Below are 25677 nucleotides of genomic sequence, written 5' to 3' on the forward strand. Positions count from 1 at the left end.
GAGGGGTGAACGAACCGGCCCCGTCCATCCCAGCCCGGTCAGAAAGCCTGATCGTTCCGCGCCCGTTGCGACCCGGTGACGTGGTGGCGGTGGTCGCCCCGTGCGGGCCTCCCGATCCGGTGCGGCTGGCGCGCGGTGTCCGTGTCCTCGAAGGTCTGGGGTTGAAGGTCGCCACCGGGGCCCATGTGCTCGACCGCGACCGCTACCTGGCCGGGTCCGACGCCGACCGGGCCGCCGATCTGCAGGAGGCCTGGTGCGATCCGGCCGTGGCCGCGGTGATCTGCGCCCGGGGCGGCTACGGCGCCACCCGGATCCTGGACCTGCTCGACTGGGACGCGCTGCGGGCCGCCGGGCCCAAGACGCTGGCCGGTTCCAGTGATGTCACCGCGCTGCACCAGGCGTTCTCCGTCGAGCTGGGTGTCGCCTCCTGGTTCGGGCCCATGCCCGCCTGCGCCACGGTCAGCGATCCCGAGGGGCCCGAGCCGCGTTCTTTCGGGCACTTCACGGAGGCTCTGTTCGGCGGCACGTCACCGATCATCGGTGACCGGGTGATCGTTCCGGGCAGGGTGGTCGCCCCGGTCACCGGGGGTAACCTCAGCCTGCTGGCCGCGCTGTGCGGCACGCCGTACGCGCTGCGGGCGCGCGGGCGGATCGTGCTGCTGGAGGACGTCACCGAGGAGCCTTACCGGATCGACCGGATGCTCACCCAGCTGCTCGGGTCGGGGGCGCTGGACGGCGCGGCGGGGTTCGTCCTGGGCTCCTGGGAGGACTGCGGTGATCCCTATCCGGTGCTGGAGGAACGGCTCGCGCCGCTCGGGGTGCCGGTGATCGCCGGGCTTCCGGTGGGACATGGGTCCCCGCAGCTCAGTGTGTTGCTAGGGGCACTTGGTGTTATTGATGCGGAATCGTGTTCTCTGACCGGCTCAACCATCGACCCCGTGGAGGCAGTCTAGGTGCGGACCTAGGAGGAAACCGGCAGAAGGGACGCGTGCGTGAGGCTGTTCCGGCGGAATCGTAACCGACAGGCCAACCGGCGCCGTGACCGGAGGGCCGATGGGCCGCCGCGTCCGATCGAGGAAGTGGATCTCGACTCCCTTCTTGAGCTGGTCGCCGGCGCCCTGGGTTACACCTGCTCCTTCGCCACCGACGGTGGCACGCTGACGCTGTCGGGCCCGCGCCGGATCGTGGTGCGGCTGGCCGGGCTGCACGCGGAGGCGCGCCGCCGCTCGCGGGAGGACTGGCCGATGCTCGTCTCCGAGCATCTGGCCCACGCCCTGGCCACCGTGGACGAGCCGTTCGACGCCTGCGACCTGGCCGAGGTCCGCCCGCTGCTGCGGATCCGGATCCAGTCCGACGACGACCTGGGGGCGGCCCGGGTGGTCGGCCGTCACCTCAGCACCGACCTGGTCGAGGTGCTCGTCGTCGGGGACGGCGCCGCCGGGCGGCCGGTCCGTCCCGAGGAGGCCGGCTGCTGGCCGATCACCGCCGCCCAGGCACTGGATCTGGCCGTGGACAACGCCCGCGGCGACGACCCGCTCTCGGTCACCGAGGCCGATCTCGGCGGCGTGGCGGTCCGGCGGCTGAGCGGCCCCACCGCGAGTGCCGCCGCCCACCTGCGCCGCCTGGGCGACTACCTTGCCGTCCCGGCCGACGGCGTGCTCGTCGCGCTGCCCGACCCCGCCACGCTGGTCGTCCATCCGGTCGAGGGCATCGGCGTGGTCCGTGCGATCGAGCGGATGCGGCTGTTCGCCCAGCGGGAGTTCGACCGGGGCGCGGGCGCGCTCAGCCCCCAGGTCTACTGGTGGCACGATGGCCGCCTCACCCTGGTGCGGGCCGACCTGACCAGCCAGGACGGGCAGACCCGGCTGGTGGTGGCCCCGCCGCCGGAGTTCGCCCGGGTTCTCGCCGCCCTGGCGGTCCGTCCCGACGACGGGATCGACCGGCTCTGACGGCATCGGCGGGGCGAGGCGCCGTGAGATCGGCTCAGCTCAGCGCGCGGGCCGTGTGGATCAGCGGCACGTGGCTGAAGGCCTGCGGGAAGTTGCCGACCATGCGCCCGTAGCGGGGGTCGTACTCCTCGGCGAGCAGGCCGACGTCGTTGCGCAGCGCCAGCAGGCGCTCGAACAGCTCGACGGCCTCGTCCTTGCGGCCGATCATCGCCAGTGCCTCGGCCAGCCAGAAGCTGCACGCCAGGAACGCGCCCTCGCCGCCGGGCAGGCCGTCCACGTGGTTGTCGGTGGCCACCGGATAGCGCAGCACGAAGCCGTCGACCATCAGTTCGTTCTGGATCGCCTCCACCGTGCCGATCACGCGCGGGTCGTCCGGTGGCAGGAAGCCGAGGATCGGGATCAGTAGCAGGGCGGCGTCCAGCTCGCGCGAGCCGTACGACTGGGTGAAGGTCTGGCGCACGCTGTCGAAGCCCTTGTCGCAGATCTCGGCGTGGATCCGGTCACGTAGTTCCTTCCAGTGTTCCACCGGTCCCATCTGGCTGAAGTCCTCCGCCTGCTTGATCGCCCGGTCGAGGGCGACCCAGCACATCACCTTGGAGTGGGTGAAGTGACGGCGCGGGCCACGGACCTCCCACAGGCCCTCGTCGGGTGCGTCCCAGTTCTCCTCCACGTATCCGAGGAGTTCGCGCTGGATGGTCCAGGCCCGCGTGTCCGGCTCTATGCCCGACAGCCGCGACAGGTACAGGGCGTTCAACACCTCCCCGTAGACGTCCAGCTGGAGCTGGTTGACCGCGCCGTTGCCGATCCGGACCGGCCGGGACTCCTCGTAGCCGGACAGCCAGTCGAGCTCCAGCTCCGTCAGCCGGCGTTCCCCCGACACGCTGTACATGATCTGCAGGTCCTGGGCGCGGCCGGCGATCGCCCGCAGCAGCCACGTTCTCCAGGCGCGGGCCTCCTCCAGGTATCCGCCGCCGACGAGGGCCTCCAGCGTCATGGTGGCGTCGCGCAGCCAGCAGAAGCGGTAGTCCCAGTTGCGGACCCCGCCGAGGTCTTCGGGCAGGGAGGTGGTGGGGGCGGCGACGATGCCCCCGGTGGGCTCGTAGGTGAGTGCCTTGAGCGTGATGAGGGAGCGGACCACGGCCTCGCGCCACGGGCCCTGGTAGGTGCACTGCCGCGCCCACTCGGCCCACTGCGCCTCGGCCTCGGCAAGCTGCTCGAAGGGGTCGATCTCGGCCGGCCTGGGCTCGTGTGAGGGGTGCCAGGTGAACACGGAGGCCAGGCGCTCGCCGGCGGAGACCCGGAATCTCGCCCTGTGCGCGTAGTCGCCGCCCTGCAGGGGGACGGGGGAGCGCAACCACGTCGAGTCGGGGCCGCCGACGGCCTGCAGCAGGCCGTCGGTGCGGCGTACCCAGGGCACGATCCGGCCGTAGTCGAAGCGGATGCGGATCTCGGTGGCCATCTCCACCGTTCCCGACACGCCCTCCACGATCCTGACCAGATCGGGGTTGGCCTGCCGGGCGGGCATGAAGTCGATCACGCGGACCGTGCCGCCGGGGGTGTCCCACTCGCTCTCCAGCACCAGGGACTCGCCCCTGTAGCGCCGCCGGGTGGCGGCGGGCCGCCCGGTGTCGGCGGGGCCGAGCCACCACTGCCCGTTCTGCTTGTCACCGAGCAGCGCGGCGAAGCATGCCGGGGAGTCGAACCGGGGCAGGCAGAGCCAGTCGATGGAGCCGTCCCGCCCGATCAGGGCGGCTGACTGCATGTCTCCCACGAGAGCGTAATCTTCGATCCGCATGTCCTTGACGCTAATACCTCAGCGGGGCGCCCATCAGCCTTTGGGGCGCATCCGGGGCATGAAGAACTGGGCCAGCGGCCCGATGGCGAGGGCGAACACCACGGTGCCGACCCCCACGGTGCCGCCGAGCAGCCAGCCGACGGCCAGCACCGTGACCTCGATGACCGTGCGGGCCGCGCGGATGGACAGGCCCAGGCGGTTGAGGCCGGTCATCAGCCCGTCGCGCGGGCCCGGGCCGAGTCCCGCGCCGATGTACAGGGCGGTCGCCGCGCCGGTGGCGACGACGCCGAGCAGCAGGTAGGCCCAGCGGGCGGCCAGCGGGTCCGGCGTCGGGGCCAGCCACATGGCGGCGTCGGCGAACAGGCCGAGGAAGATGAGGTTGCTGAGGGTGCCGATCCCCGGTTTCTGCCTGAGCGGGATCCACAGCAGCATCACCAGGGCGCCCACCAGGATGATCCAGGTGCCGACCGACAGGCCCATGTGGATGGACAACCCCTGGTGGAACACGTCCCAGGGGCTGCCGCCCAGGTGCGACTCGATCTGCAGGGCGATGCCGACGCCGTAGAGCGCGAGTCCGGTGTACAGGCGCAGGATCCGGTTGGGGAGGGTGCCAAGGGTAGGGAGGGAAACTTCGCTCATAATGGCATTAATGGTCTGGCCCATGAGGCCATATCAAAAGGTCCAATCACGAAAAGTGGCCTTATATTGGTCCGCATGGATCGGTACCTCAGCGGACCCCAGCTCGCCCGCCTCATGGCGATCGACCCCGACACCAGGCCCTACTACCGGGCGCTGGCCGAGGCCGTGCGGTCGCTGATCCTCGACGGGCGGCTGCCCGTGCGGATGCGCGTCCCGGCCGAGCGGCACCTCGCCGAGGCCCTGGGCGTCAGCCGTACCACGGTGACCGCCGCCTACGACCGGCTCCGCGAGCGGGGATACCTGGAGAGCAGACAGGGCGCGGGGAGCTGGACCACGCTTCCCGAACCCGGCGCGCTGGGCACGGACAACCCGTGGATCGCCTCCAGCGACGACGGGCTGCTGCCGCTGCACTGCGCAGCCCCGCTCGCGACCTCGATGCTTCCCGCGGCGATCGCCTTCGCGACCGAGCGCTACCCGCGCTACGCGCTCAGCATGGGCTACGACCCCGTCGGGATCGCGCCGCTACGCCAGGCGATCGCGGGCCGCTACACCCGGCGCGGGCTGGCCACGCGCCCCGAGCAGATCCTGGTCACCACGGGCGCCCAGCAGGCGATCCACCTGGTGACCTCGATGCTGCTGTCGGCGGGCGACCCGATGCTGCTGGAGTCGCCCACCTACCCGCACACGATCGACATCGCCAGGCTGCGCGGCGGCCGGATCGTCCCGGTCGGCATCCCCGACGACGGCTGGCATCTGGACCTGCTCACCTGCGCGATGCGCCAGTCGGCGGCCCGGCTCGCCTACGTGATCCCCGACTTCCAGAATCCGACCGGCCACCTGATGGACGACGCCACGCGGGCCGGTCTGGTCGGCGCGGCCAGGCAGCGCGACACCACGCTGATCGTGGACGAGACCTGGAGCGAGCTGGCCATCGACGAGGTGCCCGGGACCGCCCCGCTGGCGGCCTTCGACATCGACGGGAGGGTGATCAGCATCGGGTCGGCGTCCAAGCTGTGGTGGGGCGGCCTGCGCATCGGCTGGATCCGCACCACCGCCGCCATGGTCCGCCGCCTGGCAATGCTCCGCGCGGCCGTGGACATCGCCAGCCCGCTCTTCGAGCAGCTGGTCGTGACCAGATTGTTCGAGGACATCGAGGAGACCAGGGCCGAGCGCCGCCGGACCCTCGGCGCCTCCAGGGACACTCTCGTGGCCGCCCTGGCCGAGCACATGCCCGACTGGAGCTTCACCGTGCCCAGAGGCGGAGGCTCGCTCTGGGTGCGGCTGCCGAGCCCGTCGGCCGTCCCGCTGGCCGACGCGGCGGCCTGTCACGGCGTACGGCTCGCTCCGGGCACCTGGTTCGGTGTGGAGGGAGCCCTGGAGGGCCGGTTGCGCCTGCCCTTCACCCAGCCGCCGCAGATTCTCACCGAGGCCGTGGGCCGCATCGCCGAGGCCAGGATCAGGGGGGCGTACGGCATCCGCCCCGCCGAGCCGCTCACCCCGGCGCTGTGAGGCCCGCTCCGAAGCCGTTCCCCCGAGTCGCCTGCCTCCGGTGGGGCGAGGCCTACTCCGGGGTGAGGCCCCTGGCCAGTGGCGCGCGCAGCCGCAGCCGCATGGCCGCGATGCGCAGGCCGAAGGCGAGTACGGCGGCGGCCAGCGTGGCCGGCCAGCCGTGCAGATCGAGGGTGTAGAGCACGGCCATGACCACCGAGCCGAGCGTGGCGGGCACCGCGTAGAGCTGGCGGTCGTACAGGAGGTTGGGGATCTGCCCGGCGAGGACGTCGCGGAGGATGCCGCCGCCGACCGCCGTGGTGACCCCGAGCAGGGCCCCGTGCAGAGGGCTGAGGCCGTAGTTCATCGCCTTCTCCGTGCCGACCGCGCAGAACAGGCCCAGTCCCGCCGCGTCGAGCACGTTCACCGCGGGCATCACCCGCTGCACGTGGGGATGCCAGAAGAACACGATCACGGTGGCGGCGATCGGCACGAGCACGTAGCCGACGCTGGAGAAGGCGGCGGGCCGTATGTTGAGGATCAGGTCGCGCAGGATCCCGCCGCCCAGCGCGGTCATCTCGGCGAGCACGGTCATGCCCACCACGTCCAGGCGCTTGCGGACGGCGACGAGGGCGCCGGAGAGCGCGAAGACGAAGATTCCGATGAGATCGAGGACCTGGTGCACTACTAAATCATCCCATGACCGGCTCTATGTGTTTTCGTCAGGAGGGTTCGGGCCCGGTCCCCACGCCGTCCTCATGGTGCTCGCGCATCAGGACGTTCAGTTTGCCGACGAACATGAACAGCGCCACGCCCGCCGCGATGGCGATCGCCGCGAGCGTCAGGAAGTACATGGGCTCCGACATGTGGCTCTTCAGCCGGGCGGTCTGCCCGCCCAGGGCGTCGCCCACGGAGATGGCGATGAACCACACCCCGAGCATCTGGCTCTTGAAGGCCGCGGGAGCGAGCTTGGTGGTGACCGAGAGCCCGACCGGGCTCAACGCCAGCTCGCCGAAGACCTGGACGAGATAGACCAGCACCAGCCACCACACCGAGATCCTCCCGTGCTCGGCCAGCCTGGCGACCAGGGCCATGACCACGAAGCTCAGCCCGTTCATGAACAGCGCCAGGGCGAACTTCTGGGGGGCGGTCACCCGGTTGCCCAGCCTGACCCAGAGCGCCGCGAAGACCGGCACGAAGATCATGATGAACAGCGGGTTGAACGCCTGCGTCGTCGCGGCCGTGATCCGGATGCCGAACAGCGTCAGGTCGGTCTTGTCCTGGGCGAAGAACAGCAGCACGGTCGGCGCGAGGTCGTAGAGCGTCCAGAAGATGGCGGCGGCGATGAACAGCCAGATGTAGGCCTTCATCCCCGAGCGCTCGTCCTCGGTCAGGTTGTGGCTGCCGAACATGATGTAGGCGAAGTAGGCCACGGGGACGGCGACGATGACCAACGTCACCACGAGCGCGAAGGCGCTGAGGCTGAAGGTGCCCGAGGACACCCAGACGGCCAGGGCGGCGCCGACCACGACGACGGCGCCGGAGAGCGCGAGGGTGAAGTGCCTTCGCTCGCGAGGGGTCAGCCGGTGGCCGGGCGCCTCGCCCACCCCCCTGAGGTGGCGGCGGCCCAGCACGTACTGGGTGAGGCCCAGCGCCATGCCGACCGCCGCCGCGCCGAAGCCCAGATGCCACCGGTCGTCCCTGGCGAGCCAGCCGACGATGAGGGGAGCGATGAAGGCGCCGATGTTGATGCCGAGGTAGAAGATGGAGAAACCCGCGTCCCGGCGCGCGTCGTCGTCCTCGGGGTAGAGCTTGCCGACCATCGAGGAGATGTTCGGCTTCAGCAGCCCGGTCCCGATGATGATGAGCAGCAGGCCGAGCGCGACGAAGGCGCCGGTCCGGACGGGGATGGCCATGCTGATGTGGCCGCACATGATGACGGAGCCGCCCCACAGCACCGACCGGCGGGCGCCGAGGACGCGGTCGGCGACCCAGCCGCCGGGCAGAGCCACCAGGTAGATGAGGGCGCCGTAGATGCCGACGATCGCGGTGGCGGTCTGCTGCGTCAGGCCCAGGCCGCCCAGAGCGGGGGAGGTGGCCATGAAGGTGGCCAGGATGGCACGGAGGCCGTACCAGCTGAAGCGTTCCCACATCTCGGTGCCGAACAGCGTGGCCAGGCCCCGGGGATGACCGAAGAAGGACTTCTCGTGGGCGCCCGTCCCCGATGTCATGTGGCCCCCCGGCGCAATCGTGTGATCGAATCATAACTCTACGTACACCGGCCGCCGCGGCGGTGGGGGAGGTTGTGCATCGGGGCGCTTCTTCTCCCCCGCTGGGTCTTGTCCGGGGGGACGCCCTGTGGTGCGATGCATGCCACTCATGCAGGTGAGCACTTTCAGGAGGCGCGTCATGGCCGGTGTCCTTGAAGAGCGTGCGGCGATCGAGCGGGAGATCGCGGGCCGTACCGTCTGCGCGCAGCTGAGGGAGGTGGCGGAGCGGAATCCCGATGCTCCGGCCTACTCCGACCCGGTCGACGGGGGCTGGGTGACCCTGACCTACGCCGAGGCCCGGCGGCGGGTCCTGGAGATCGCCGCCGGATTCGTCGCTCTCGGGTTGCGGCCCGGCGAGGCGGTCGCGCTGATGATGGTCAACCGCAGTGAGCACGTCCTGGCCGACCTGGGCGCGGTGCACGCGGGCGGCGTGTCGTGCTCGGTCTACGCCACCTTCGCCCCGGAGCAGGTGGCCTTCGTCGCCGGCGATGTCGGCGCCGCGATCGTGGTGCTGGGCGGCCCGGCCGAGCTGGCCAGGTGGGAGCCGGTGCTGGACGAGCTCCCCGGGGTCAGAAAGATCATCATGCTGGAGGGTGCCCCGTCCGGCGACCGCTTCCTCGGCTGGGACGACTTCCTGGCCCTGGGACGCGAGCGGCTCGCCGAGGACCGCGCCTCGATCGACGCCCGCTGGCAGGCCGTGACCGCCGACGACACCCTGACGGTCCTCTACACCTCGGGTACCACCGGCAACCCGAAGGGCGTCCCGGTGACCCACACCAACGTGTTCTTCGAGGTGGAGACCACCGTCCGGATCGTGGCGCTGCCCGACAGGGGCACCCAGATCTCCTACCTCACCTACGCGCACATCGCCGAGCGGGTGCTCAGCCTCTACCTGCCGCTGTTCAAGATCTCCCATACCCACTTCTGCACCGACCTCGCCCAGCTCGGCGCCACCCTCGGCCAGGTCAGGCCGATGCTGTTCTTCGGCGTCCCGCGCGTCTGGGAGAAGATTCAGGCCCGCCTGCAGGCGTTGCTGGCCACCCAGCCGGAGGAGCAGCAGGAGAACGTGCGCAACGCCATGGCCGCCGGTCTCGCCTACGTCGAGGCCGGCCAGTACGGGCGGACGCCCTCGCCCGAGGTCCGGGCCGCCTTCGAGCAGGCCGACGCCGCGCTACTGTCGATCATCCGCTCGATGATCGGCTTCGACCAGGCGGCCTGGCTGGCCAGCGCCACCGCGCCGATGCCGCTGGAGGTCCAGTGCTTCTTCGCCGGCCTGGGCATGCGCGTGCTCGACGTGTACGGCATGACCGAGACGGCGGGCGCCTTCACCGCCAACGCCCCGGACCGCTTCAAGCTCGGCACGGTGGGCCAGGCCTGTCCGGGCGTCGAGGTCCGCATCGCCGAAGATGGGGAGATCGTCGTCCGCAGCCCCGCCAACACCCACGGCTACCTGAACCGGCCCGAGGCGACGGCCGAGTTGCTGGACGAGGACGGCTGGCTGCACACCGGTGACGTGGGCTCCATCGACGAGGACGGCTTCGTCAGCATCGTCGACCGCAAGAAGGAGCTCATCATCACCTCCGGCGGCGAGAACATCTCCCCGGCCAACATCGAGAACTACCTCAAGGAGCATCCCCTGGTCGGGCAGGCCCTCGCCTACGGGGACGGCAGGCCGTACCCGGTGGCGATCCTCACCCTCGACGGCGAGGTCGCTCCCGGCTGGGCCCAGGGCCGGGGCATCGAGTCCGCCACCCTGGCCGAGCTCGCCGGGCATCCCGACATCCTCAAGGCCGTCGAGGCGGCGGTCGCCACGGCCAACGAGAAACTCGCCCGCGTCCAGCAGGTCAAGCGCTGGCGCCTGCTGCCGGTGGAGTGGACGCCCGAGACCGAGGAGCTCACACCGAGTCTGAAGCTCAAGCGCCGCGTCATCCACACCAAGTACGCCGAGATCATCGACGGCATGTACGGGAGCTGACCTCCGGCAGGCGCCCGCCCCCGCAGCCGGGGGGCCTGCCGTCTGGTACGGGGGCCGCTTTGCCCAATCAGACGTGTGTCGCCTCCTGGATCATTACCGGCCGGTTCCTAACGTCCTGTCCATGACCTTGAGAGTCCTTCTTCCCGTTCTGATGGCGGGGGCCGCCGCCGTACCGGCGGGGGTGCCCGTCCTGACGGAGCGGGTCGCGCCGCCGTCCACGGCCGCCGCCACGGACTTGATGATCCGCTCCATAACCCTGAACCCCCATGCCCCCGTCGTCGGGCCGACCGGTTCGGTGCGGCTGGTGATCGAGGTGGTCGCCCGCGGGGTCGCGGGCCCGGAGGGGATGACGGTCCAGGTCGAACCGGGCGCGCCGCCGGAGTCCGCAGGAGGCGCCGGCTCCGACGTCCTGCTCGGCCCGGTCTCCGGGCCCGGCCCGGGACAGGGGGGCGGGCGGCTCCCGGCATCGCCTGCCCTGACCTACACCGTCCCCCCGCGGACGGCCCACCCGGTGGGACGTGCCCCATACACCACGGGAGAGTGGGAGACCTGGCGGTTCGAGCCGGACAAGAAACTGAGCCGCTGGTATCCGGCCGGCCCCTGGAACGTCGCGGCGACCGCCCGGGGAGCGGACGGTGGCACGGTCACCCGGTACGCCGGGTTCCAGCTGAGGCGCGACACCAAGTTCAGCTCCGTCCAGGTGGCCAGGAAGGGGGCGGGGGTGGTGGTCAGAGGTGTGCTGAACCGGGTCGACCCGCAGGGATACCTGGACTACGCGCCCTTTCCCGGCCAGACCGTCGAGATCCTGCACCGGGCGGCGGGGGAGAGAAGATGGACCAGAGCGGCCGAGACCACGACCGACATCCAGGGTCAGTTCCTCCAGAACGTGACGGGCTACCAGGACCACGAGTGGCGGGCCCGGTTCATGGAGACCGATCGTTATGCCACCGGCCGGAGCCGTGTCCACCAGGCAGCCCGGCAGTAGGTCCCCGGTCGCCGCTGTCAGGCCAGCGCGTGCACCGCCGCGCCGAACAGGGCGGGCATCCGCCGGGCCGCCGGGACGATCAGCCGCGCGGCGGCCCGGTGCCGGCGGGTCTCCAGCAGCGCCCCGGTGAGCAGCCGGTGCCGCCGGGACAGCCTCAGCCAGGCGGCCTCGTACGACTGCGGGGCGCCGGTGAGCAGGCAGTGCACCAGGGTCCGCGCGGACAGCAGCGCCAGCGACACCCCCTCGCCGGTGAGCGCGTCGGTGTAGCCGGCCGCGTCGCCGACCAGCAGCACCCGGCCGGCGACCCGGGCGCGCACCCGCTGACGCAAAGGCCCGGCACCGCGCACCGGAGTCATGGCCGGTCCCTCCAGCCGGGCCAGCAGGGCGGGAAAGTCCGCCAGGTGGTCGGGGTAGCCACGCCGCCGGGAGCTCAGCACGGCGACCCCGACGAGGTTCTCGCCCACCGGGGTCACGTACGCCTCGCCGTCCGCGGCCCAGTGGACCTCGACGAAATCCGTCCAGGGCGCGACCCGGTAGTGCCGCCGCAGGCCGTACCGGCGTGGACGGCGGTCGGGCAGCTCCAGCCCCAGCAGGGCGCGCAGCGGGGAGTGCAGGCCGTCCGCGGCCACCAGCCAGCGGGCTCGCAATCCTGCCGCCTCGACCCCGTCACGGTCCTGCCGCACCCCGTCCACCCTGCCGGAGACGATCTCCACGCCCAGTTCGGCCGCCCGCCGGTACAGCGCGGCGTGGAGTGCGGTGCGCCGCACGCCCAGCCCGGGGCCGTCACGGAACGCGGCCTGCGCCTGCCGGCGCCCGTCCAGGTAGCGGATCCCCCGCAGCGTCCGGCCGTCCACCACCACCCCCAGCGACCGCAGCGCGGCGGCCCCGCTGGGCATCAACCCCTCGCCGCACGCCTTGTCCACCGGCGTGGACCGGGGCTCGACGACGACCGCCTCCATCCCGGCCAGTGCCGCGTGGATGGCGGTGGCCAGGCCTGCCGGTCCTCCGCCGGCGACCAGGACGTCGATCACGTCGTCACCCGTCCGGGCGGCATCGGGACGGCCGAGGAAAGGGCCGCCTCCTCACACCGGATCCGCACCACCATCAGCGCGGCGTTGAGCACGGTGAAGGTCACCGCGGTGATCCAGGCGCCGTGCACCAGCGGCAGCGCCGCGCCCTCCACGGCCACCGCGACGTAGTTGGGGTGGCGCAGCCGGCGCAGCCGGTAGGGGCCGCGCGTCACCGGCGGCAGGCCGGGCACCACGATCACCTGGGTGTTCCAGCGGTGACCCAGCGCGATGATGCACCACCAGCGCAGACCCTGCGAGGCGGCCACCAGGACGAGCATCGGCCAGCCGAGCGCCGGGACGGAGGGCCGGTCGGCCAGGCCCGCCTCCAGCAGGCACCCGGCCAGCAGGCCGGTGTGCAGGGCGACCATCCACGGGTAGTGGCCGCGACCGGACACCACCCCGCCCCGGGCCAGACTCCACCGGGCGTTGCGGCGTGCGATGACCAGCTCGGCGAGGCGTTCGGCGCCCACCAGCAGCACCAGAAGTACATACCAGGACATCGGCCCCTACCAGCGCAGCAGGACGAGTTCGGAGCAGAAGCCGGGCCCCATCGCCAGGAGCAGCCCCGGCGTGCCCGGCGGCGGCGGACGCAGGGTGAGGGTGTCTCGCAGGACGTGCAGCACGGAGGAGGAGGACATGTTGCCGACCGCGGCCAGCGAGCGCCAGGTGAGGTCGAGCGCACCGTCCGGCAGCCGGAGCGCTCCGGCGACGGCCTCCAGGACCTTCGGGCCGCCGGGGTGGCAGACCCAGGCCGTCACGTCCGCCGTCGTCAGGCCGTGATCGGCGAGGAAGCCGTGGACGTCGTCGGCCAGGTAGGTACGGACCACGTCCGGGACGGTCGCGTCGAGCACCACCCGGAAGCCGGTGTCGCGGACGTCCCAGCCCATCACGCCCCCGGAGCCGGGATACAGGTGGCTGCGGGTGGCCAGCACCGACGGGCCCGCCGCCTCGGGTCGCCGCCCGTCGCCGCAGGCCACCACGGCCGCCGCCCCGTCGCCGAACAGGGCGCTGGCGACCAGGTTGGCCGGGGAGGCGTCGGCGCGCTGCAGGGTCAGCGAGCACAGTTCGACCGAGAGCAGCACGGCCACATGGTCCGGCCAGCCGCGTAGGTAGTCGTGCAGGCGGGAGATTCCCGCGGCGCCCGCCACGCAGCCGAGCCCGAACACCGGGATCCGTTTGACGTCGGGACGCAGCCCGAGGCGGCCGGCCAGCCGGGCGTCCACGGAAGGCGCGGCGATACCGGTCACGGAGGTGAAGAGGATCATGTCCACGTCCTGCGGCGCGAACCCGGCCGCCTCCAGCGCGCCACCGACCGCCTCGGCCCCCAGGTCGACCGCGGAGCCGACGAAGGCGTTGTTGGCCATCCCGAAGCCGTCGAGCTTGGCGTACTGGTCGAGGGGCAGCGCCAGATGGCGGTATTCGACCTGTGCGCCGGTGTGCAGCCGCTCCAGCAGGCGGCGGTCGGCGTCCTCGGGCAGGCACATGCGCGCGAACGCGTCGGTGATCTCTGCCTGGGCGTGGCGGTTGGGCGGAAGCGCGCCGCGCACGGCGGCGATTCGCGTCATCAAATCTCCTTGAGCGTGGGAATCCCCTCCCTCCGGGGAGGGGAGGATGTCAAGTGATGATTACCCTCCGGCAAAGGACAGCGGATACCTGCCTTTTGCCCACCTGCGCGTGCAGCATGCCTCACAGGCATGGACGGTGATGCGCCGTCCATGCCGTCTACGATCGATCCGTGACGACGAGCGGGCACGCACCCCGGGAGCGGGGCCGGACCGGGGGGCGGCCGTTCGGGTTCTCCACCGTCCTGGGGCTGGCGCGGGCCTGCCATCCCGGGCCCACCGCGGCGGTCACCGTCATGGTGACCGCGCTGGCCGTGGCGAGTGGGCGTGAGGTGGCGGGATGCGTCCTGGTGGCCGCCGCCGTGCTGACCGGGCAGCTGTCCATCGGCTGGTGCAACGACGCGGTGGACGCCGGCCGGGACATCGAAGCGGGCCGCATCGGCAAACCGGTCGCCGACGGCATGGTGAGCGTCCGGGTGGTGTGGTCCGCGGCGGCCGCCGCCCTGGTGCTCTGCGTGCCCCTCTCTTTCGCCTCCGGTCCTGCGGCCGGGACCGTCCACCTCGTGGGCGTCGCCGCGGCCTGGGTCTACGACCTGGGACTGAAGGCCACGGCGCTGTCGTGGCTGCCCTACGTCGTGGGGTTCGGCGTGCTGCCGCCGTTCGTGACCCTCGGGCTGCCGGGCCATCCGTGGCCCGCCTGGTGGGCGGTCGCCGCCGCGGCGCTGCTCGGCTGCGGCGCGCACCTGGCCAACGTCCTCCCCGACATCCCCGCCGATCTCGCCACCGGGATCCGTGGCTGGCCGCAGCGGCTCGGCACCGCCCGCGTCCGCGCGCTGATCCCCCTGCCGCTGCTCCTGGCGACGGGGCTGCTGGTCTTCGGTCCTCCGGACCGGCCCGGTGCGGAAAGCTGGGCCGCGCTCGCCGGGGCCGGGGGGTTCGCCGCCGCCGGCCTGCTGCTGGGAGGACGGTCGCCGCGGGTGCCGTTCGCGATGGCGATCGCCGTGGCCGCGGTCGACGTCGTCCTGCTGCTCGCCCGGGGCGCCGGGGTCACCGCGCTCTGATCCATCGGCGGTAGTGCACCGCCGGCCATCCGGCGGTACACGTCCGCAGCACCCGTTGGAGGTCCCATCCGGACAGAGTCAGCCCTTGTAGTTGAACACCTGGTGCAGCGTGTGCCGGATCTCGACCAGGTCCTTCTGGTCATCCATCACCTGGTCGATCGACTTGTACGCCTGCGGGTGCTCGTCCACCAGTGCGGCGGCCCGGTCCGCGTTCCAGGTACGGCCGCGCATCGCCTCGGTAAGGGAGGCGGCCGACAGCTCCCGCTTCGCCTTGCTACGCGACATCCGGCGGCCCGCCCCATGTGAGCACGAGTTGTAGGAATCCGGGTTACCGCGACCGCGCACGATGTACGAACGCGTCCCCATCGAGCCCGGGATCACGCCCTCGTCGTCCGTGTCGGCCTTGATCGCCCCCTTGCGGGTGATCCACAGGTCCCTGCCGTCGTGTGTCTCCTGCTGGGTGAAGTTGTGGTGGCAGTTGATCGTCCGGACCCGCTGACCCTGCCCGACGACCCGGAACAGGGCGTTGCTCAGCACCTTGTCCATCCGCGCGCGCGAAGCCATGGCGTAGCGCTGCGACCACAGCATGTCCTCGATGTACGCGGTGAACTCCGGCGTGTTCTGCACCAGGTAGGCCAGGTCCGGGTCCTCCAGGCCGATCGCCTGCCTCTTCATCAGCTTCTTGGCGTCGGCGATGTGCATGGTCGCGAGCAGGTTGCCGATGCCGCGCGAGCCCGAGTGGAGCACCGTCCAGACCCGGCCACGCTCGTCGAGACAGACCTCGACGAAGTGGTTGCCGGACCCGAGGGTGCCGAACTGCAGGGACACCTTCTTCTCCTGCTTCGGAGTCAGGTCGGTGTGCGGGCGGCCGAGCTCACTCAGCGCGCGGTCCATGGACGGGTCGTCGTGGCCCTTGCCGACGCCGGCGGGGATGCGCCGTTCCACGAGACGCATCAGCGCATCGAGGGTGTCGGGCAGGTCGGCGGCGGTGAGCGTGGTCTCGGTCGCGACCATGCCGCAGCCGATGTCGACGCCCACGGCGGAAGGAATGATCGCCCCTTCGGTGGGGATGACCGAGCCGACCGTCGCGCCGATACCCACGTGGGCGTCGGGCATGAGAGCGACATGTCCGGAGACGATCGGCAGGCGGGCGGCGCGCGCGGCCTGCGTGATCGCACCCTCGTCGATCTCGCTGGCCCACGAAAGCAGGTTCGGTGCGGGCTGGTTCGGCATCATGATCTCCTTCTGCTGCGAGATCCAGTCTGCCCACGTCCGACATGAGATCCCACTCATTTTATCGGGCTCAGCAGATCATGGGTGTCCGCACTGCCTCCCCGCCTCCGCTCGGGCGGTGGCCGTGTCCCTCGGTTACCGAAGCCCCGCCGGCGCGGGCGGACCGGGCGGGAATCAACGCCCCGGCGATGATGTTGTCAGCGGGCGGAACCTGGGTTTTGGGTGGGGCGTGGGGCTGGCCTTAGGCTGGCCCCTTGTCTGGTTCAGTATGGATAAAGGAGGTGACGTCCCGTGTTGCTAGATTCGTTCGGCCGGGTGGCGACTGATCTGCGGGTGTCCCTCACCGACCGCTGCAACCTACGGTGTTCGTACTGCATGCCGCCCGAGGGCCTTGAGTGGCTGCCCAAGCCCGAACTGCTGACCGTCGACGAGATCGTCCGGCTGGTGGCCATCGGGGTGGAGCGGCTGGGCATCACCGAGATCCGCTACACCGGCGGTGAGCCGCTGCTCCGCCGTGAACTGGTGGAGATCGTGGCCCGCACCACCGCGCTCCGTCCCCTGCCCCACGTCTCGCTGACCACCAACGGCATCGGACTGGCCCGGCTGGCCGCTCCGCTCGCCGAGGCCGGCCTGCATCGGGTCAACGTCTCCCTCGACACCCTCGACAGGGAGACGTTCAAGAAGCTCGCCCACCGCGACCGGCTGGCCGACGTACTCGACGGCCTCGCCGCGGCCGACGCCGCCGGGCTGCGTCCTGTCAAGGTCAACGCGGTGCTGATGCGCGGGATCAACGACCACGAGGCTGTCACGCTGCTCGACTACTGCCGTGAACGGGGCTACGAGCTCCGGTTCATCGAGCAGATGCCGCTGGACGCCCAGCACGGCTGGCGCAGGGAGAACATGATCACGGCCGACGAGATCCTCGCGCGGCTGCGGGAGTCCTTCGAACTGACCGGTGACGATCCGGTGGAGCGGGGCAGTGCCCCGGCCGAGCTCTTCCTCGTGGGGGGTGGGCCGGTCAGGGTCGGGGTGATCGGCTCGGTCACCCGGCCGTTCTGCGGCGCCTGCGACCGGGTACGGCTCACCGCCGACGGCCAGATCCGCAACTGCCTGTTCGCCACCGACGAGTCCGACCTGCGGGCGGCCATGCGCGCGGGAGCCGGCGACGACGAGCTCGCCGAGCGCTGGCTGGCCGCCGTCCGCGTCAAGAAGGCGGGGCACGGCATCGACGACCCGGCCTTCCTGCAGCCGTCCCGCCCGATGTCCGCGATCGGCGGATGAGCGCGCGCTACGACGCGTGCATCCTGGCGGGCGGTCTGGCGAGACGGCTCGGCGGGCTGGACAAGCCCGGCCTGCGCGTCGCCGGCCGCCCGCTGATCGAGTCGGTGGCTGCGGCCGTACCGGACGCCGGCAAGCTCATCGTCGTCGGGGCACACCGCCCCGGGCTGCCGAGGGCGGTCTTCGTGCGGGAGGATCCGCCGGGGGGCGGTCCGGTTCCGGCGCTGCGGGCCGGACTGGCCGAGGTGACCGCACCGTGGGTGGCGCTGCTCGCGGCCGATCTGCCGTTCCTGACCGCCGGGCACGTGTCGGCCCTGCTGGACGCGGCGGAGACCGGAGCGGTGCTCCTCGACGACGGCGGCCGGGAACAGTGGCTGGCCGGAGTCTGGCGTACGGCGGAGCTCGCCTCGGCGCTCACCCGCTACGAGAGGCGGTCGTTGCACGGCCTGCTCGCCCCGCTGGCTCCCGTCACGCTCCACCTCGCCGGGCAGCCGTGGTTCGATTGCGACACGGCAGAGGATCTTCGCCGGGCCCGGAGCGGCGGCCAGGCCCCGAGGACGCGGGAGTGAGCACCGGGGTGGAAGCCGCCAGGACGGCGAGATCCCGGGGCGAGCGCGCCCCCGGCCGAGGAGTGACAGGTCGCGTCCCGCGGATGAGCCCGGGGGACCTCACGTTGGAGGTGCTCGTTGAACGTGCTGGGAGAGTGGACCGCGCTGGTCTGCCGGGAACTGGGCGTCGATCCCGCGAGGGTCGACCGTGACGCGCTGCTGGATCTGACCAAGGAGGTCGCCCACGGGGTGACGCGACCGGCGGCTCCACTGACGGCGTATCTGCTGGGGCTGGCCCAGGGGGCGGGCTCGGCACCGCCGGACGCGGTGGAACGGCTGACCGAGCTGGCCCAGAGGTGGGAGGGGGCGGTCGCCGAGACGAGGGGCGACAGGTAAAGCCCGAGAAAAGGGCGACGCCGGGTGGTTACGGGGGCAAACCACCCGGCGCCGCTTCATCGGCGTTCCGACGGGGGCCCGGAACGCCGGCACCAGTGCCCCGACGGGGGACCAGGGCACTTGGCTAAAGCGTACACCTCCTACCCCTGGGATGCGTCAAGACTTAGTCACGACCCGATCTCGCGTCGATGGAGCGGGATCTCGTTCTGGTCGGGTTCGGCCACGTCAGGGGCGATCGGTGTCCCACGGGAGGGAGCGTTGGCCCCGATCACCGCAACGTATGGTAAAAAGATCGCCCCGGCGAAGAGGAGTAGTCGCACGGGCAGTGGGGCGGGTACCGCAAAGGCCAGAATCAGGCAGGCCAGCCGGATCCCCATTTTGATGAAGTAACTTTTCTCCCGTTTCCCGATGTCCTCGCTCAACGATGGCCGTGCATCGGTTACCTGGTGAACCATCTGGCGCTTGTGCCATACCTTCACAATTCCAACCTAGACCCCGGGGCAGGCGGGTCCCACTCCGCCCTGGACGGGCACGCCACAGGTGGCGTGCGATCATGGCCTCCGGGTAGAGATGACGGCATGACGGATCGCACATACCGGGTGACCGAGATCGTCGGCACGTCGGGGGAGAGTCTCGAGGCGGCCATCCGCAATGGTGTCCGCCGTGCCTCGCTGACCTTGCGTCACCTCGACTGGTTCGAGGTGACCGAGGTCAGAGGGCATATCGTCGACGGTGAGGTCGGCCACTTCCAGGTCGGCATGAAGGTCGGGTTCCGCCTGGAGGACACCTGACCTGTACGGCGGAGTCCCCCAGGACGCGGACTACGGGGATGGAAGCGGTCTTCCCACGGTGAGAATCGTCCCGCTCTCCCAGCTCTAGCTGGCCTGGCTGACCGTCGACATGTTGAAGTCGGGCACCCGGATCGCGGGCATCACCGTGCGCGTGAAGTAGTCGTTCCACTCACGTGGCAGGGTCTGCTCCGCGGCTCCGACCTCGGTGAGGCGGCCGAGCAGGTCCACCGGGCTCTCGTTGAAGCGGAAGTTGTTCACCTCGCCGACGACCTCCCCGTTCTCCACCAGGTAGACGCCGTCACGGGTCAGCCCGGTGAGCAGCAGGCTCTGCGGATCCACCTCGCGGATGTACCACAGACAGGTGAGCAGCAGGCCACGCTCGGTGGAGGCGATCATCTCCTCCAGCGACCGGCCGCCCTCGGCTCCCTCCAGGATCAGGTTGTCGATCGCCGGAGTCACGGCCAGTCCGGTCAGCTCGGCCGAGTGCCGGGTCTGGATCAGGCTCGCCAGGGTGCCGTCGGAGATCCAGTCGGTGGGCGCCAGCGGAAGGCCGTTGTCGAACACCGAGCTCTGCCGGCTGGAGGCGTGCGCCACCACGGACGGCGCGCAGGCGATGCCCGGTGCGGCCGGATCGCTGTACAGGCGGATCGGCAGGGGGGAGAGGGTCTCCCCGACGCGGGTCCCGCCCCCGGGCTTGGAGAAGACCGTGCGGCCCTCAAGCGCGTCCCGGGCGCCGGCCGTCCAGTACAGGTAGATCATCAGATCGGCCACGGCCGTCGGCGGCAGCAGCGTCTCGTACCGGCCCGCCGGCAGGTCGATCCGGTTCTTCGCCCACTCCAGCCGCCGGGCCAGCGAGGCGTCCAGCGCCGCCACGTCCACGTCCGAGAAGTCCCGGGTGGCCACACCCGTCCACGCCGAGCGCTTCATGTCCGGCGACTTGGCGTTGAGCTCCAGGCGGCCGGTGGGCTGGGTGTGCCGGAGCCGGGCCCCCGTCGAGGTGCCCACGTAGGTGGTGGTGACGGTGTGCTCGGCGAAGCCGTACAGCTTGCGCCCGCCCGCCTCCGCCGTGGCGAACGCGTCGCCCAGGGCGGGGGCGAAGGTGCTGAACACCCCGATGGAGGTGGGCTCCGCGGGCAGGTCCCAGTCCGCCGAGCGGGTGCCCTCGACCAGCGGCCGGGCGTCCTCGGACGGGGTCGCGTCCTCCGCAGCGTGGTCGGCCGCCGCGACGATGTCGGCGAGCTGTTCGGGACGGACCGCCGCCCGCGACACCACTCCCACCCCCCGGCCCACGATCGAGATCACCGTGAGCTGTGCGGAGCGGCCCACACCGTTGGTGGTGAGCGTGTTGCCCGCGAAGCGCAGGTTGGCGCTGGAGCCCTCGTCCACGATCACGACGACGTCGTCGGCCGTGGAGAGGTCCAGAGCCTTTTCGATCATTTCCTGAGGGCTCATCCCACTCCCTTCGTGACGGCCGGCCGAGGTGTTCGGCGGGGTGCCGTGTTCACTGGTGGCTCGCTCGCCGCGCTCGTTCACTTGCCACTCTCCTGCAGTGTGTTGAGGATGCGCACGTTGCGGAAGAGCACAGACGGGCAGCCGTGGCTGACCGGGGCGACCTGCCCGGGCTGGCCCTTGCCGCAGTTGAACGCGCCGCCCAGCACATAGGTCTGCGGGCCGCCGACGGCTGCCATGGACCGCCAGAAGTCGGTGGTCGTGGCCTGGTAGGCGACATCGCGGACCTGCCCGGCGAGCCTGCCGTTCTCGATCCGGTAGAACCTCTGACCGGTGAACTGGAAATTGTAACGCTGCATGTCGATGGACCAGCTCTTGTCGCCCACGACGTAGATGCCGCGCTCCACCCCGGAGATCAGTCCCTCGGTGGAGGGGCCGTCGGGGGCAGGCAGCAGCGACACGTTGGCCATGCGCTGGATCGGCATGTGACCGGGGGAGTCGGCGAAGGCGCAGCCGTTGGAGGCGCCGAGGTCCTTCAGCCGGGCCATCCGCCGGTCAAGCTGGTAGCCGACCAGGACACCGCCGGAGACGATGTCGAACTGCCTGGTCGCCACGCCCTCGTCGTCGTAGCCGATCGTGGACAGGCCGTGCTCCGTCGTGCGGTCACCGACCACGTTCATGACCTGCGAGCCGTACACGAGCTTGCCGAGCTGGTCGAAGGTGGCGAAGCTGGTCCCGGCGTAGGCCGCCTCGTAGCCGAGGGCGCGGTCCAGCTCGGTGGCGTGCCCGATGGACTCGTGGATCGTCAGCCACAGGTTGGACGGATCGACGACCAGGTCATACTGTCCGGCCTCGACGGACGGCGCCCTGAACTTCTCCTCCAGGAGCTCGGGAAGCCGGGCGAGCTCGCCGGGGAAGTCCCAGGCGGTGCCGGTGAGGTATTCGTACCCCCGGCCGACCGGTGGGGCCAGCGTGCGCATCGCCTCGAAACGCCCATCCTCGACCTTCATCACCTCCAGCTCGGGGTGCAGGCGCACCCGCTGCTGGGTGGTGGAGGTGCCTGCCGTGTCGGCGTAGAACTTCTGCTCCTTGACCTGTTGCAGCGAGGCCCGGACATGGTCCACGCGCGGGTCTCGCAACAGGCTGTCCGACCAGTCGGCGAGCAGGGCGACCTTGTCGCGCATCGGCACCTCGAACGGGTCGACATCGTAGGCCGAGACCCAGGTGACGTCGGAGTGGACCGGTTCGGGAGCCAGCTCGATGGGCTCGCGGTTGACGGCCGCGGAGATGACGGCCACCTCCACCGCCTGCTCGGCGACCTTCACGGCCGCCTCGGGGGTGAGCTCGATGCCGGACGCGAAACCCCACGTGCCGTTCTTGACGACCCGTACGGCATAGCCGAGGTCGTCGGCGTCGATGGAGCCTTCGAGTGACGCGTCGGACAGACGCAGGGTCTCCGCGCGGACCCGTTCAAGCCGGAAGTCGGCGTGCTCGGCGCCGAGGTCGCGGGCGCGTTGCAGAGCCGCGTCCGCCAGCCGTCTCATGGGCAGAGCGAGGAAATCGGGATCGATCTGGCGCATGTCAACGATCCTAACCCTGTGATCTTGTCCCCCACGGACAACTGGTTTACCCCCGGGTAGCCGATAGCGTCAGGTCTATGGCTCGATCTGTTCTCGTAACCGGCGGAAATCGCGGCATCGGCCTTGCGATCGCCCGCCAGCTCGCCCAGGCCGGCGACGCCGTCGCCGTGACCTACCGCTCCGGAGAGCCCCCCGAGGGGCTGTTCGGCGTGCGCTGCGATGTGACCAGCACGGCCGACGTCGATGCGGCGTTCGAGAAGGTCGAGGCCGAGCACGGCCCGGTCGAAGTGCTCGTCGCCAACGCCGGCATCACCAAGGACACGCTGCTGCCGATGATGAAGGAGGAGACTTTCACCGACGTCATCGACGCCAACCTGACCGGCGCCTACCGGGTGGCCAAGCGCGCCACGCGTGGCATGCTGCGGCTCAAGCGCGGCCGGATCGTGCTGGTCTCCTCCGTGGTGGCGATGCTCGGCTCGGCAGGGCAGAGCAACTACGCCGCCTCCAAGGCCGGGATGATCGGTTTCGCCCGGTCCGTGGCACGGGAGCTCGGTTCGCGCGGCATCACGGTCAACGTGGTCTCCCCGGGTTTCGTGGAGACCGACATGACGGCCGCGCTGGATGAGGCCTATCAGGAGCAGATCCGCAAGAACATCCCGCTGGGTCGCTACGCCCACGCGGACGAGATCGCACGCGTGGTCAGGTTCCTGGCCAGCGAGGATGCCGCCTACATCACGGGGGCCGTCATCCCTGTGGACGGCGGCCTGGGAATGGGGCACTGACGTGGGAATCCTCGAAGGCAAGCGAATTCTGGTCACCGGTGTCCTCACCGACGCCTCCATCGCCTTCTCGGTCGCCAAGCTGGCCCAGGAGGAGGGCGCGCAGGTCGTGCTGACCGGCTTCGGCCGTCTCAGCCTGGTCGAGCGCATCGCCAAGCGGCTCCCCGAGCCGCCGCCGGTGATCGAACTGGACGTGCAGAACGCCGAGCATCTCGACTCGCTGGCCGACCGCGTCGGCGAGCACCTGGACGGGCTCGACGGTGTGGTGCACTCCATCGGCTTCGCCCCGCAGAGCTGTCTCGGCGGAAACTTCCTGAACACCCCGTGGGAGGACGTGGCGACCGCCCTGCACGTCTCGACCTACTCGTTCAAGTCGCTGGCGGTCGCCTGCCTGCCCTTGATGAAGGAGGGCGGCGCGGTCGTCGGGCTCGACTTCGACGCCAGCAAGGCATGGCCCGTTTACGACTGGATGGGCGTGGCCAAGGCGGGCCTGGAGTCGTGCTCCCGCTACCTGGCCCGCGATCTCGCCAAGCACGGGATCCGCGTCAACCTGGTGGCGGCCGGGCCGCTGCGCACGATGGCGGCCAAGAGCATCCCCGGTTTCAAGGAGTTCGAGGACAGCTGGCCGGAGAAGGCCCCCCTCGGCTGGGACCTGGGGGACACCGTGCCCGCGGCCAAGGCCTGTCTGGCGCTGATGTCGGACTGGTTCCCGGCCACCACCGGCGAGATCGTGCACGTCGACGGCGGCGTGCACGCGATCGGCGCCTAGCAGCGCTTCCGGGGAGCGGCACGCCGGCGATCGGAGGTCCGGGGCAGAGGGCCCTAGGCCGTCCGGTGCCGCCCCGTCCTGAGTGGCTCGAACGGCATCGACTCCTCGCCGGTCCGCCTGGTGTACAGCACCCGGACGGCGAGGATCGCCGCGATCAGCAGGGCGGCGGTGAACATGGTGCCCAGCGTGTCGGATGCCCGGGCGGGAGTGACGGTCCGCCTGTCCGGCGGCGTTCCCCTCTGGAACTCCTGCATGCGTCTCTGGAACTCCTGCATGGCCGCCCCGGGCCAGAGCAGGTCGACCCGGGGCGCCTCGGCGTCGATCACGAGGAGCGGTTGAGGGGTCACCGGCTCGTCCGTGTCGGCAGTGCGCGTCCGGGTCTCCAGCGGGCGCAACGGCTCGGTCGGCAACGGCGCTGTCGGCTCCCTGGCCGGTTCCGGTCCGCCGGTCCGGGAGAGGCGGGGACGCGGTCGCGTGGACGGCTGCGCCGTTCTCTCCGTGCTCTCGGTTCTCTCCGGTCTCTCCGGGGCGGAGATCGCCGACGGTCCCGTGCATTCGGGAGAGGCCACCAGCGGGAGACAGACGGTGTCGAGAACTTTGGGCAGCAGCAGGCCTTCCGTCGCGGCAGCCCCGGTGTCCGGGGTGGGGGAAGGCCGGGGGTCGCCTGCTCCGTCACCGGCCGTTCCCTTGGGGGCGTCAAGGCCGTCGCTCTTGGGGGCCGGGGGCAGAACGGTGCCCGTGAGCCCGTTCACGACATTGCCGACGGTGTCCACAGCCCTGCAGAGGCCGCCGGTTATCCCGCCGAGCAGCCCGCCGCTGTCACAGTCCGCCCGCGCGGTGGCGGTCGCGGCTGTGGCCGTGACCATGGTGATCCCGGCGCTCAGCGCCAGCGCCAGCGCGCCGGCAGAGATCGCAGTTCGCAACTGTCCCCCCTTACGCCCATCAACGACGGAGTCTCGTTGACATCCGGGCGCCCCCTCCCGTCACTCAATCAACAGTTTTGCGGGAAGGCCCGGGGTTTCCACGTAAAGTTGCGATTCGGTACCGAGTGGTGATACATGAGATGGATTCTCGTTCTGTTTCTCCCTCGGGCCCTTCCCGATCTCAGTCGGCCGAGACGTCGTCGAGCGCCTCCCTGATCTCCACCGGCAGAGTGAGGTCCTCTGCCTGGAGCACGCCGGCCAGCTGGGCGTGGGTGCGTGCGCCGACGATGGCCGAGGTCACTCCCGGCTGGTCACGGACCCAGGACAGGGCAACAGACAGCGGTGAGACGCCGAGCCCCTCGGCCGCGGTCGTCACCGATTCCACGACCCGGCGGCACCTCTCGTCCAGGTAGGGGGTGACGAAGTCGGCGAAATGCGGGGTCGCCGCCCGCGAGTCGGCGGGGATGCCCGTGCGGTACTTCCCGGTGAGAACCCCCCGGCCGAGCGGTGACCAGGCGAGCACTCCGGCACCGACATGCTCGGCGGCCGGGATCAGCTCGCGTTCGGCCTCCCTGGCCAGCAGGGAGTATTCGACCTGGGCCGCGACGATCGGCACCCGGCCGGGAACCGTCCCCTGGCCGACGGCGGCCACGGCCAGCTGCCAGCCGGCGTAGTCGCACACCCCGGCGTAGGCCGCCCGGCCAGAGGAGACGATGGCGTCCACCGCGGCCAGGGTCTCCTCCAGAGGGACGTCCGGGTCGAAGGCGTGCAGCTGCCACAACTCCACCTCGTCGACCCCGAGACGGGCCAGCGAGGCGTCGATGGCGGCGATCAGGTGTTTCCTGGAGGCGTTGCGCGGCCGGCGGCCGGTGGGGGTGAGCACCGCTTTGGTGGACAGCACCAGCTCCGAGCGCGGCACCGCGTCGCGGATCAGCCGGCCGATCAGCCTCTCGGCCTCGCCGCCCGTGTAGACGTCCGCGGTGTCGATAAGCGTGCCGCCGGCCTCGGCGAACGTGCGGAGCTGCGCCGCGGCCTCCTCGGCTCCGGTGTCACGCCCCCACGTCATCGTCCCCAGTCCAAGGCGGGATACCGACAAGCCGCTGCGGCCCACATAGCGCTGCTCCATGATCCGGCCAG

Annotated in this window: 25 protein-coding genes; 12 read left to right on the forward strand and 13 right to left on the reverse strand. The window is 71.0% G+C overall.

All coding sequences use genetic code 11. From position 1 onward, the window contains the following. The first annotated feature begins 5 nt into the window (after positions 1-5). Entirely contained in the window at positions 6-953 is a 948-nt protein-coding gene (locus ACIN94_RS23410) for an LD-carboxypeptidase (protein WP_400709543.1), read from the forward strand. A gap of 126 nt (positions 954-1079) precedes the next feature. Beyond that, positions 1080-1949, forward strand: a complete 870-nt coding sequence (locus ACIN94_RS23415) for a hypothetical protein (RefSeq protein WP_400709546.1) — start codon at positions 1080-1082, stop codon at positions 1947-1949. A gap of 34 nt (positions 1950-1983) precedes the next feature. On the opposite strand, the gene ACIN94_RS23420 is transcribed toward ACIN94_RS23415, so the two are convergent. Continuing rightward, positions 1984-3744: a glycoside hydrolase family 15 protein gene (locus ACIN94_RS23420; RefSeq protein ID WP_400709549.1), complete on the reverse strand. Its 1761-nt coding sequence runs from the start codon at positions 3742-3744 to the stop codon at positions 1984-1986. Between the two features lie 33 nt (positions 3745-3777). After that, positions 3778-4383 carry a YitT family protein gene (locus ACIN94_RS23425; protein ID WP_400709552.1) on the reverse strand — a complete coding sequence of 202 codons (606 nt, stop codon included), beginning with the start codon at positions 4381-4383 and terminating at the stop codon, positions 3778-3780. A 75-nt stretch (positions 4384-4458) separates the two neighbouring features. Between ACIN94_RS23425 and ACIN94_RS23430 the strand changes: the two genes are divergently transcribed. After that, positions 4459-5892, forward strand: a complete 1434-nt coding sequence (locus ACIN94_RS23430; RefSeq protein WP_400709555.1) for a PLP-dependent aminotransferase family protein — start codon at positions 4459-4461, stop codon at positions 5890-5892. A 52-nt stretch (positions 5893-5944) separates the two neighbouring features. Here ACIN94_RS23430 and ACIN94_RS23435 read toward each other — a convergent pair whose 3' ends face one another. After that, positions 5945-6556 carry a trimeric intracellular cation channel family protein gene (locus tag ACIN94_RS23435; protein WP_400709558.1) on the reverse strand — a complete coding sequence of 204 codons (612 nt, stop codon included), beginning with the start codon at positions 6554-6556 and terminating at the stop codon, positions 5945-5947. Positions 6557-6593: 37 nt separating this feature from the next. Beyond that, complete coding sequence (locus tag ACIN94_RS23440; RefSeq protein ID WP_400709561.1) at positions 6594-8102, reverse strand: peptide MFS transporter; 1509 nt, start codon at positions 8100-8102, stop codon at positions 6594-6596. Between the two features lie 178 nt (positions 8103-8280). On the opposite strand from ACIN94_RS23440, the gene ACIN94_RS23445 reads away from it, so the two are divergent. Both ACIN94_RS23445 and ACIN94_RS23450 read left to right on the forward strand, forming a co-directional pair. Further along, on the forward strand, positions 8281-10116 hold the full coding sequence (locus ACIN94_RS23445) for an AMP-dependent synthetase/ligase (RefSeq protein ID WP_400709564.1): 1836 nt from the start codon (positions 8281-8283) through the stop codon (positions 10114-10116). A gap of 121 nt (positions 10117-10237) precedes the next feature. Next, entirely contained in the window at positions 10238-11101 is an 864-nt protein-coding gene (locus ACIN94_RS23450) for a hypothetical protein (protein WP_400709567.1), read from the forward strand. A 17-nt stretch (positions 11102-11118) separates the two neighbouring features. Here ACIN94_RS23450 and ACIN94_RS23455 read toward each other — a convergent pair whose 3' ends face one another. Genes ACIN94_RS23455 through ACIN94_RS23465 form a run of 3 tightly spaced genes read right to left on the reverse strand, consistent with a single transcriptional unit; the run spans position 11119 to position 13736 of the window. Further along, positions 11119-12132 carry an NAD(P)/FAD-dependent oxidoreductase gene (locus ACIN94_RS23455; protein ID WP_400709570.1) on the reverse strand — a complete coding sequence of 338 codons (1014 nt, stop codon included), beginning with the start codon at positions 12130-12132 and terminating at the stop codon, positions 11119-11121. Continuing rightward, positions 12129-12671 (reverse strand): isoprenylcysteine carboxyl methyltransferase family protein, encoded by a 543-nt coding sequence (locus ACIN94_RS23460; RefSeq protein ID WP_400709573.1) that lies wholly within the window; start codon positions 12669-12671, stop codon positions 12129-12131. The genes ACIN94_RS23455 and ACIN94_RS23460 overlap by 4 nt, the downstream gene beginning before the upstream one ends. 6 nt (positions 12672-12677) lie before the next feature. After that, a complete protein-coding gene (locus tag ACIN94_RS23465; protein ID WP_400709575.1) occupies positions 12678-13736 on the reverse strand; it encodes a type III polyketide synthase in 1059 nt (352 codons plus the stop codon). A gap of 170 nt (positions 13737-13906) precedes the next feature. Between ACIN94_RS23465 and ACIN94_RS23470 the strand changes: the two genes are divergently transcribed. Then, the gene (locus ACIN94_RS23470; RefSeq protein ID WP_400709578.1) at positions 13907-14794 is read left to right on the forward strand and encodes a UbiA family prenyltransferase; all 888 of its coding nucleotides are present in this window, start codon (positions 13907-13909) and stop codon (positions 14792-14794) included. Positions 14795-14872: 78 nt separating this feature from the next. On the opposite strand, the gene ACIN94_RS23475 is transcribed toward ACIN94_RS23470, so the two are convergent. Next, on the reverse strand, positions 14873-16027 hold the full coding sequence (locus ACIN94_RS23475) for an RtcB family protein (protein ID WP_400709581.1): 1155 nt from the start codon (positions 16025-16027) through the stop codon (positions 14873-14875). A gap of 291 nt (positions 16028-16318) precedes the next feature. Between ACIN94_RS23475 and moaA the strand changes: the two genes are divergently transcribed. From moaA to ACIN94_RS23490, 3 genes are all read left to right on the forward strand, one after another. Then, a complete protein-coding gene (gene moaA / locus ACIN94_RS23480) occupies positions 16319-17308 on the forward strand; it encodes a GTP 3',8-cyclase MoaA (RefSeq protein WP_400709584.1) in 990 nt (329 codons plus the stop codon). Next, positions 17305-17874 carry a molybdenum cofactor guanylyltransferase gene (locus tag ACIN94_RS23485; protein ID WP_400709587.1) on the forward strand — a complete coding sequence of 190 codons (570 nt, stop codon included), beginning with the start codon at positions 17305-17307 and terminating at the stop codon, positions 17872-17874. The genes moaA and ACIN94_RS23485 overlap by 4 nt, the downstream gene beginning before the upstream one ends. Positions 17875-17997: 123 nt before the next feature. Continuing rightward, positions 17998-18249 carry a DUF6457 domain-containing protein gene (locus tag ACIN94_RS23490; protein WP_400709733.1) on the forward strand — a complete coding sequence of 84 codons (252 nt, stop codon included), beginning with the start codon at positions 17998-18000 and terminating at the stop codon, positions 18247-18249. A 167-nt stretch (positions 18250-18416) separates the two neighbouring features. Here the strand turns inward: ACIN94_RS23490 and ACIN94_RS23495 are convergent, their stop codons facing one another. After that, positions 18417-18728 carry a DUF3099 domain-containing protein gene (locus ACIN94_RS23495; RefSeq protein ID WP_400709590.1) on the reverse strand — a complete coding sequence of 104 codons (312 nt, stop codon included), beginning with the start codon at positions 18726-18728 and terminating at the stop codon, positions 18417-18419. A 99-nt stretch (positions 18729-18827) separates the two neighbouring features. Here ACIN94_RS23495 and ACIN94_RS23500 point away from each other — a divergent pair, with 99 nt between their 5' ends. After that, entirely contained in the window at positions 18828-19040 is a 213-nt protein-coding gene (locus ACIN94_RS23500; RefSeq protein WP_400709593.1) for a dodecin, read from the forward strand. A gap of 84 nt (positions 19041-19124) precedes the next feature. On the opposite strand, the gene ACIN94_RS23505 is transcribed toward ACIN94_RS23500, so the two are convergent. After that, positions 19125-20492, reverse strand: coding sequence for a metallopeptidase TldD-related protein (locus tag ACIN94_RS23505; protein WP_400709596.1), 1368 nt, complete (start codon positions 20490-20492; stop codon positions 19125-19127). A gap of 77 nt (positions 20493-20569) precedes the next feature. After that, on the reverse strand, positions 20570-22069 hold the full coding sequence (locus ACIN94_RS23510) for a TldD/PmbA family protein (protein ID WP_400709599.1): 1500 nt from the start codon (positions 22067-22069) through the stop codon (positions 20570-20572). A gap of 77 nt (positions 22070-22146) precedes the next feature. On the opposite strand from ACIN94_RS23510, the gene ACIN94_RS23515 reads away from it, so the two are divergent. Further along, positions 22147-22851: a beta-ketoacyl-ACP reductase gene (locus tag ACIN94_RS23515; protein ID WP_400709602.1), complete on the forward strand. Its 705-nt coding sequence runs from the start codon at positions 22147-22149 to the stop codon at positions 22849-22851. Position 22852: 1 nt separating this feature from the next. Then, complete coding sequence (fabI, locus tag ACIN94_RS23520) at positions 22853-23617, forward strand: enoyl-ACP reductase FabI (RefSeq protein WP_400709605.1); 765 nt, start codon at positions 22853-22855, stop codon at positions 23615-23617. Between the two features lie 53 nt (positions 23618-23670). On the opposite strand, the gene ACIN94_RS23525 is transcribed toward fabI, so the two are convergent. Further along, entirely contained in the window at positions 23671-24540 is an 870-nt protein-coding gene (locus ACIN94_RS23525) for a hypothetical protein (RefSeq protein ID WP_400709608.1), read from the reverse strand. 181 nt (positions 24541-24721) lie between these two features. After that, positions 24722-25666 (reverse strand): aldo/keto reductase, encoded by a 945-nt coding sequence (locus ACIN94_RS23530; protein WP_400709611.1) that lies wholly within the window; start codon positions 25664-25666, stop codon positions 24722-24724. Positions 25667-25677: the final 11 nt, after the last annotated feature.

Origin of the sequence: Streptosporangium sp. NPDC087985 (assembly GCF_044741965.1) — a bacterium.
Classification (GTDB): domain Bacteria; phylum Actinomycetota; class Actinomycetes; order Streptosporangiales; family Streptosporangiaceae; genus Streptosporangium.

Bases quoted from the DNA above. Each gene is read 5' to 3' on its own strand.
- ACIN94_RS23515 (WP_400709602.1), top strand. From the start codon at position 22,147: ATGGCTCGATCTGTTCTCGTAACCGGCGGAAATCGCGGCATCGGCCTT.
- ACIN94_RS23440 (WP_400709561.1), bottom strand. From the start codon at position 8,102: ATGACATCGGGGACGGGCGCCCACGAGAAGTCCTTCTTCGGTCATCCC.
- ACIN94_RS23500 (WP_400709593.1), top strand. From the start codon at position 18,828: ATGACGGATCGCACATACCGGGTGACCGAGATCGTCGGCACGTCGGGG.
- ACIN94_RS23450 (WP_400709567.1), top strand. From the start codon at position 10,238: ATGACCTTGAGAGTCCTTCTTCCCGTTCTGATGGCGGGGGCCGCCGCC.
- ACIN94_RS23430 (WP_400709555.1), top strand. From the start codon at position 4,459: ATGGATCGGTACCTCAGCGGACCCCAGCTCGCCCGCCTCATGGCGATC.
- ACIN94_RS23485 (WP_400709587.1), top strand. From the start codon at position 17,305: ATGAGCGCGCGCTACGACGCGTGCATCCTGGCGGGCGGTCTGGCGAGA.
- ACIN94_RS23505 (WP_400709596.1), bottom strand. From the start codon at position 20,492: ATGAGCCCTCAGGAAATGATCGAAAAGGCTCTGGACCTCTCCACGGCC.
- ACIN94_RS23530 (WP_400709611.1), bottom strand. From the start codon at position 25,666: ATGGAGCAGCGCTATGTGGGCCGCAGCGGCTTGTCGGTATCCCGCCTT.
- ACIN94_RS23445 (WP_400709564.1), top strand. From the start codon at position 8,281: ATGGCCGGTGTCCTTGAAGAGCGTGCGGCGATCGAGCGGGAGATCGCG.
- ACIN94_RS23465 (WP_400709575.1), bottom strand. From the start codon at position 13,736: ATGACGCGAATCGCCGCCGTGCGCGGCGCGCTTCCGCCCAACCGCCAC.
- ACIN94_RS23510 (WP_400709599.1), bottom strand. From the start codon at position 22,069: ATGCGCCAGATCGATCCCGATTTCCTCGCTCTGCCCATGAGACGGCTG.
- ACIN94_RS23460 (WP_400709573.1), bottom strand. From the start codon at position 12,671: ATGTCCTGGTATGTACTTCTGGTGCTGCTGGTGGGCGCCGAACGCCTC.
- ACIN94_RS23475 (WP_400709581.1), bottom strand. From the start codon at position 16,027: ATGCCGAACCAGCCCGCACCGAACCTGCTTTCGTGGGCCAGCGAGATC.
- ACIN94_RS23425 (WP_400709552.1), bottom strand. From the start codon at position 4,383: ATGAGCGAAGTTTCCCTCCCTACCCTTGGCACCCTCCCCAACCGGATC.
- ACIN94_RS23420 (WP_400709549.1), bottom strand. From the start codon at position 3,744: ATGCGGATCGAAGATTACGCTCTCGTGGGAGACATGCAGTCAGCCGCC.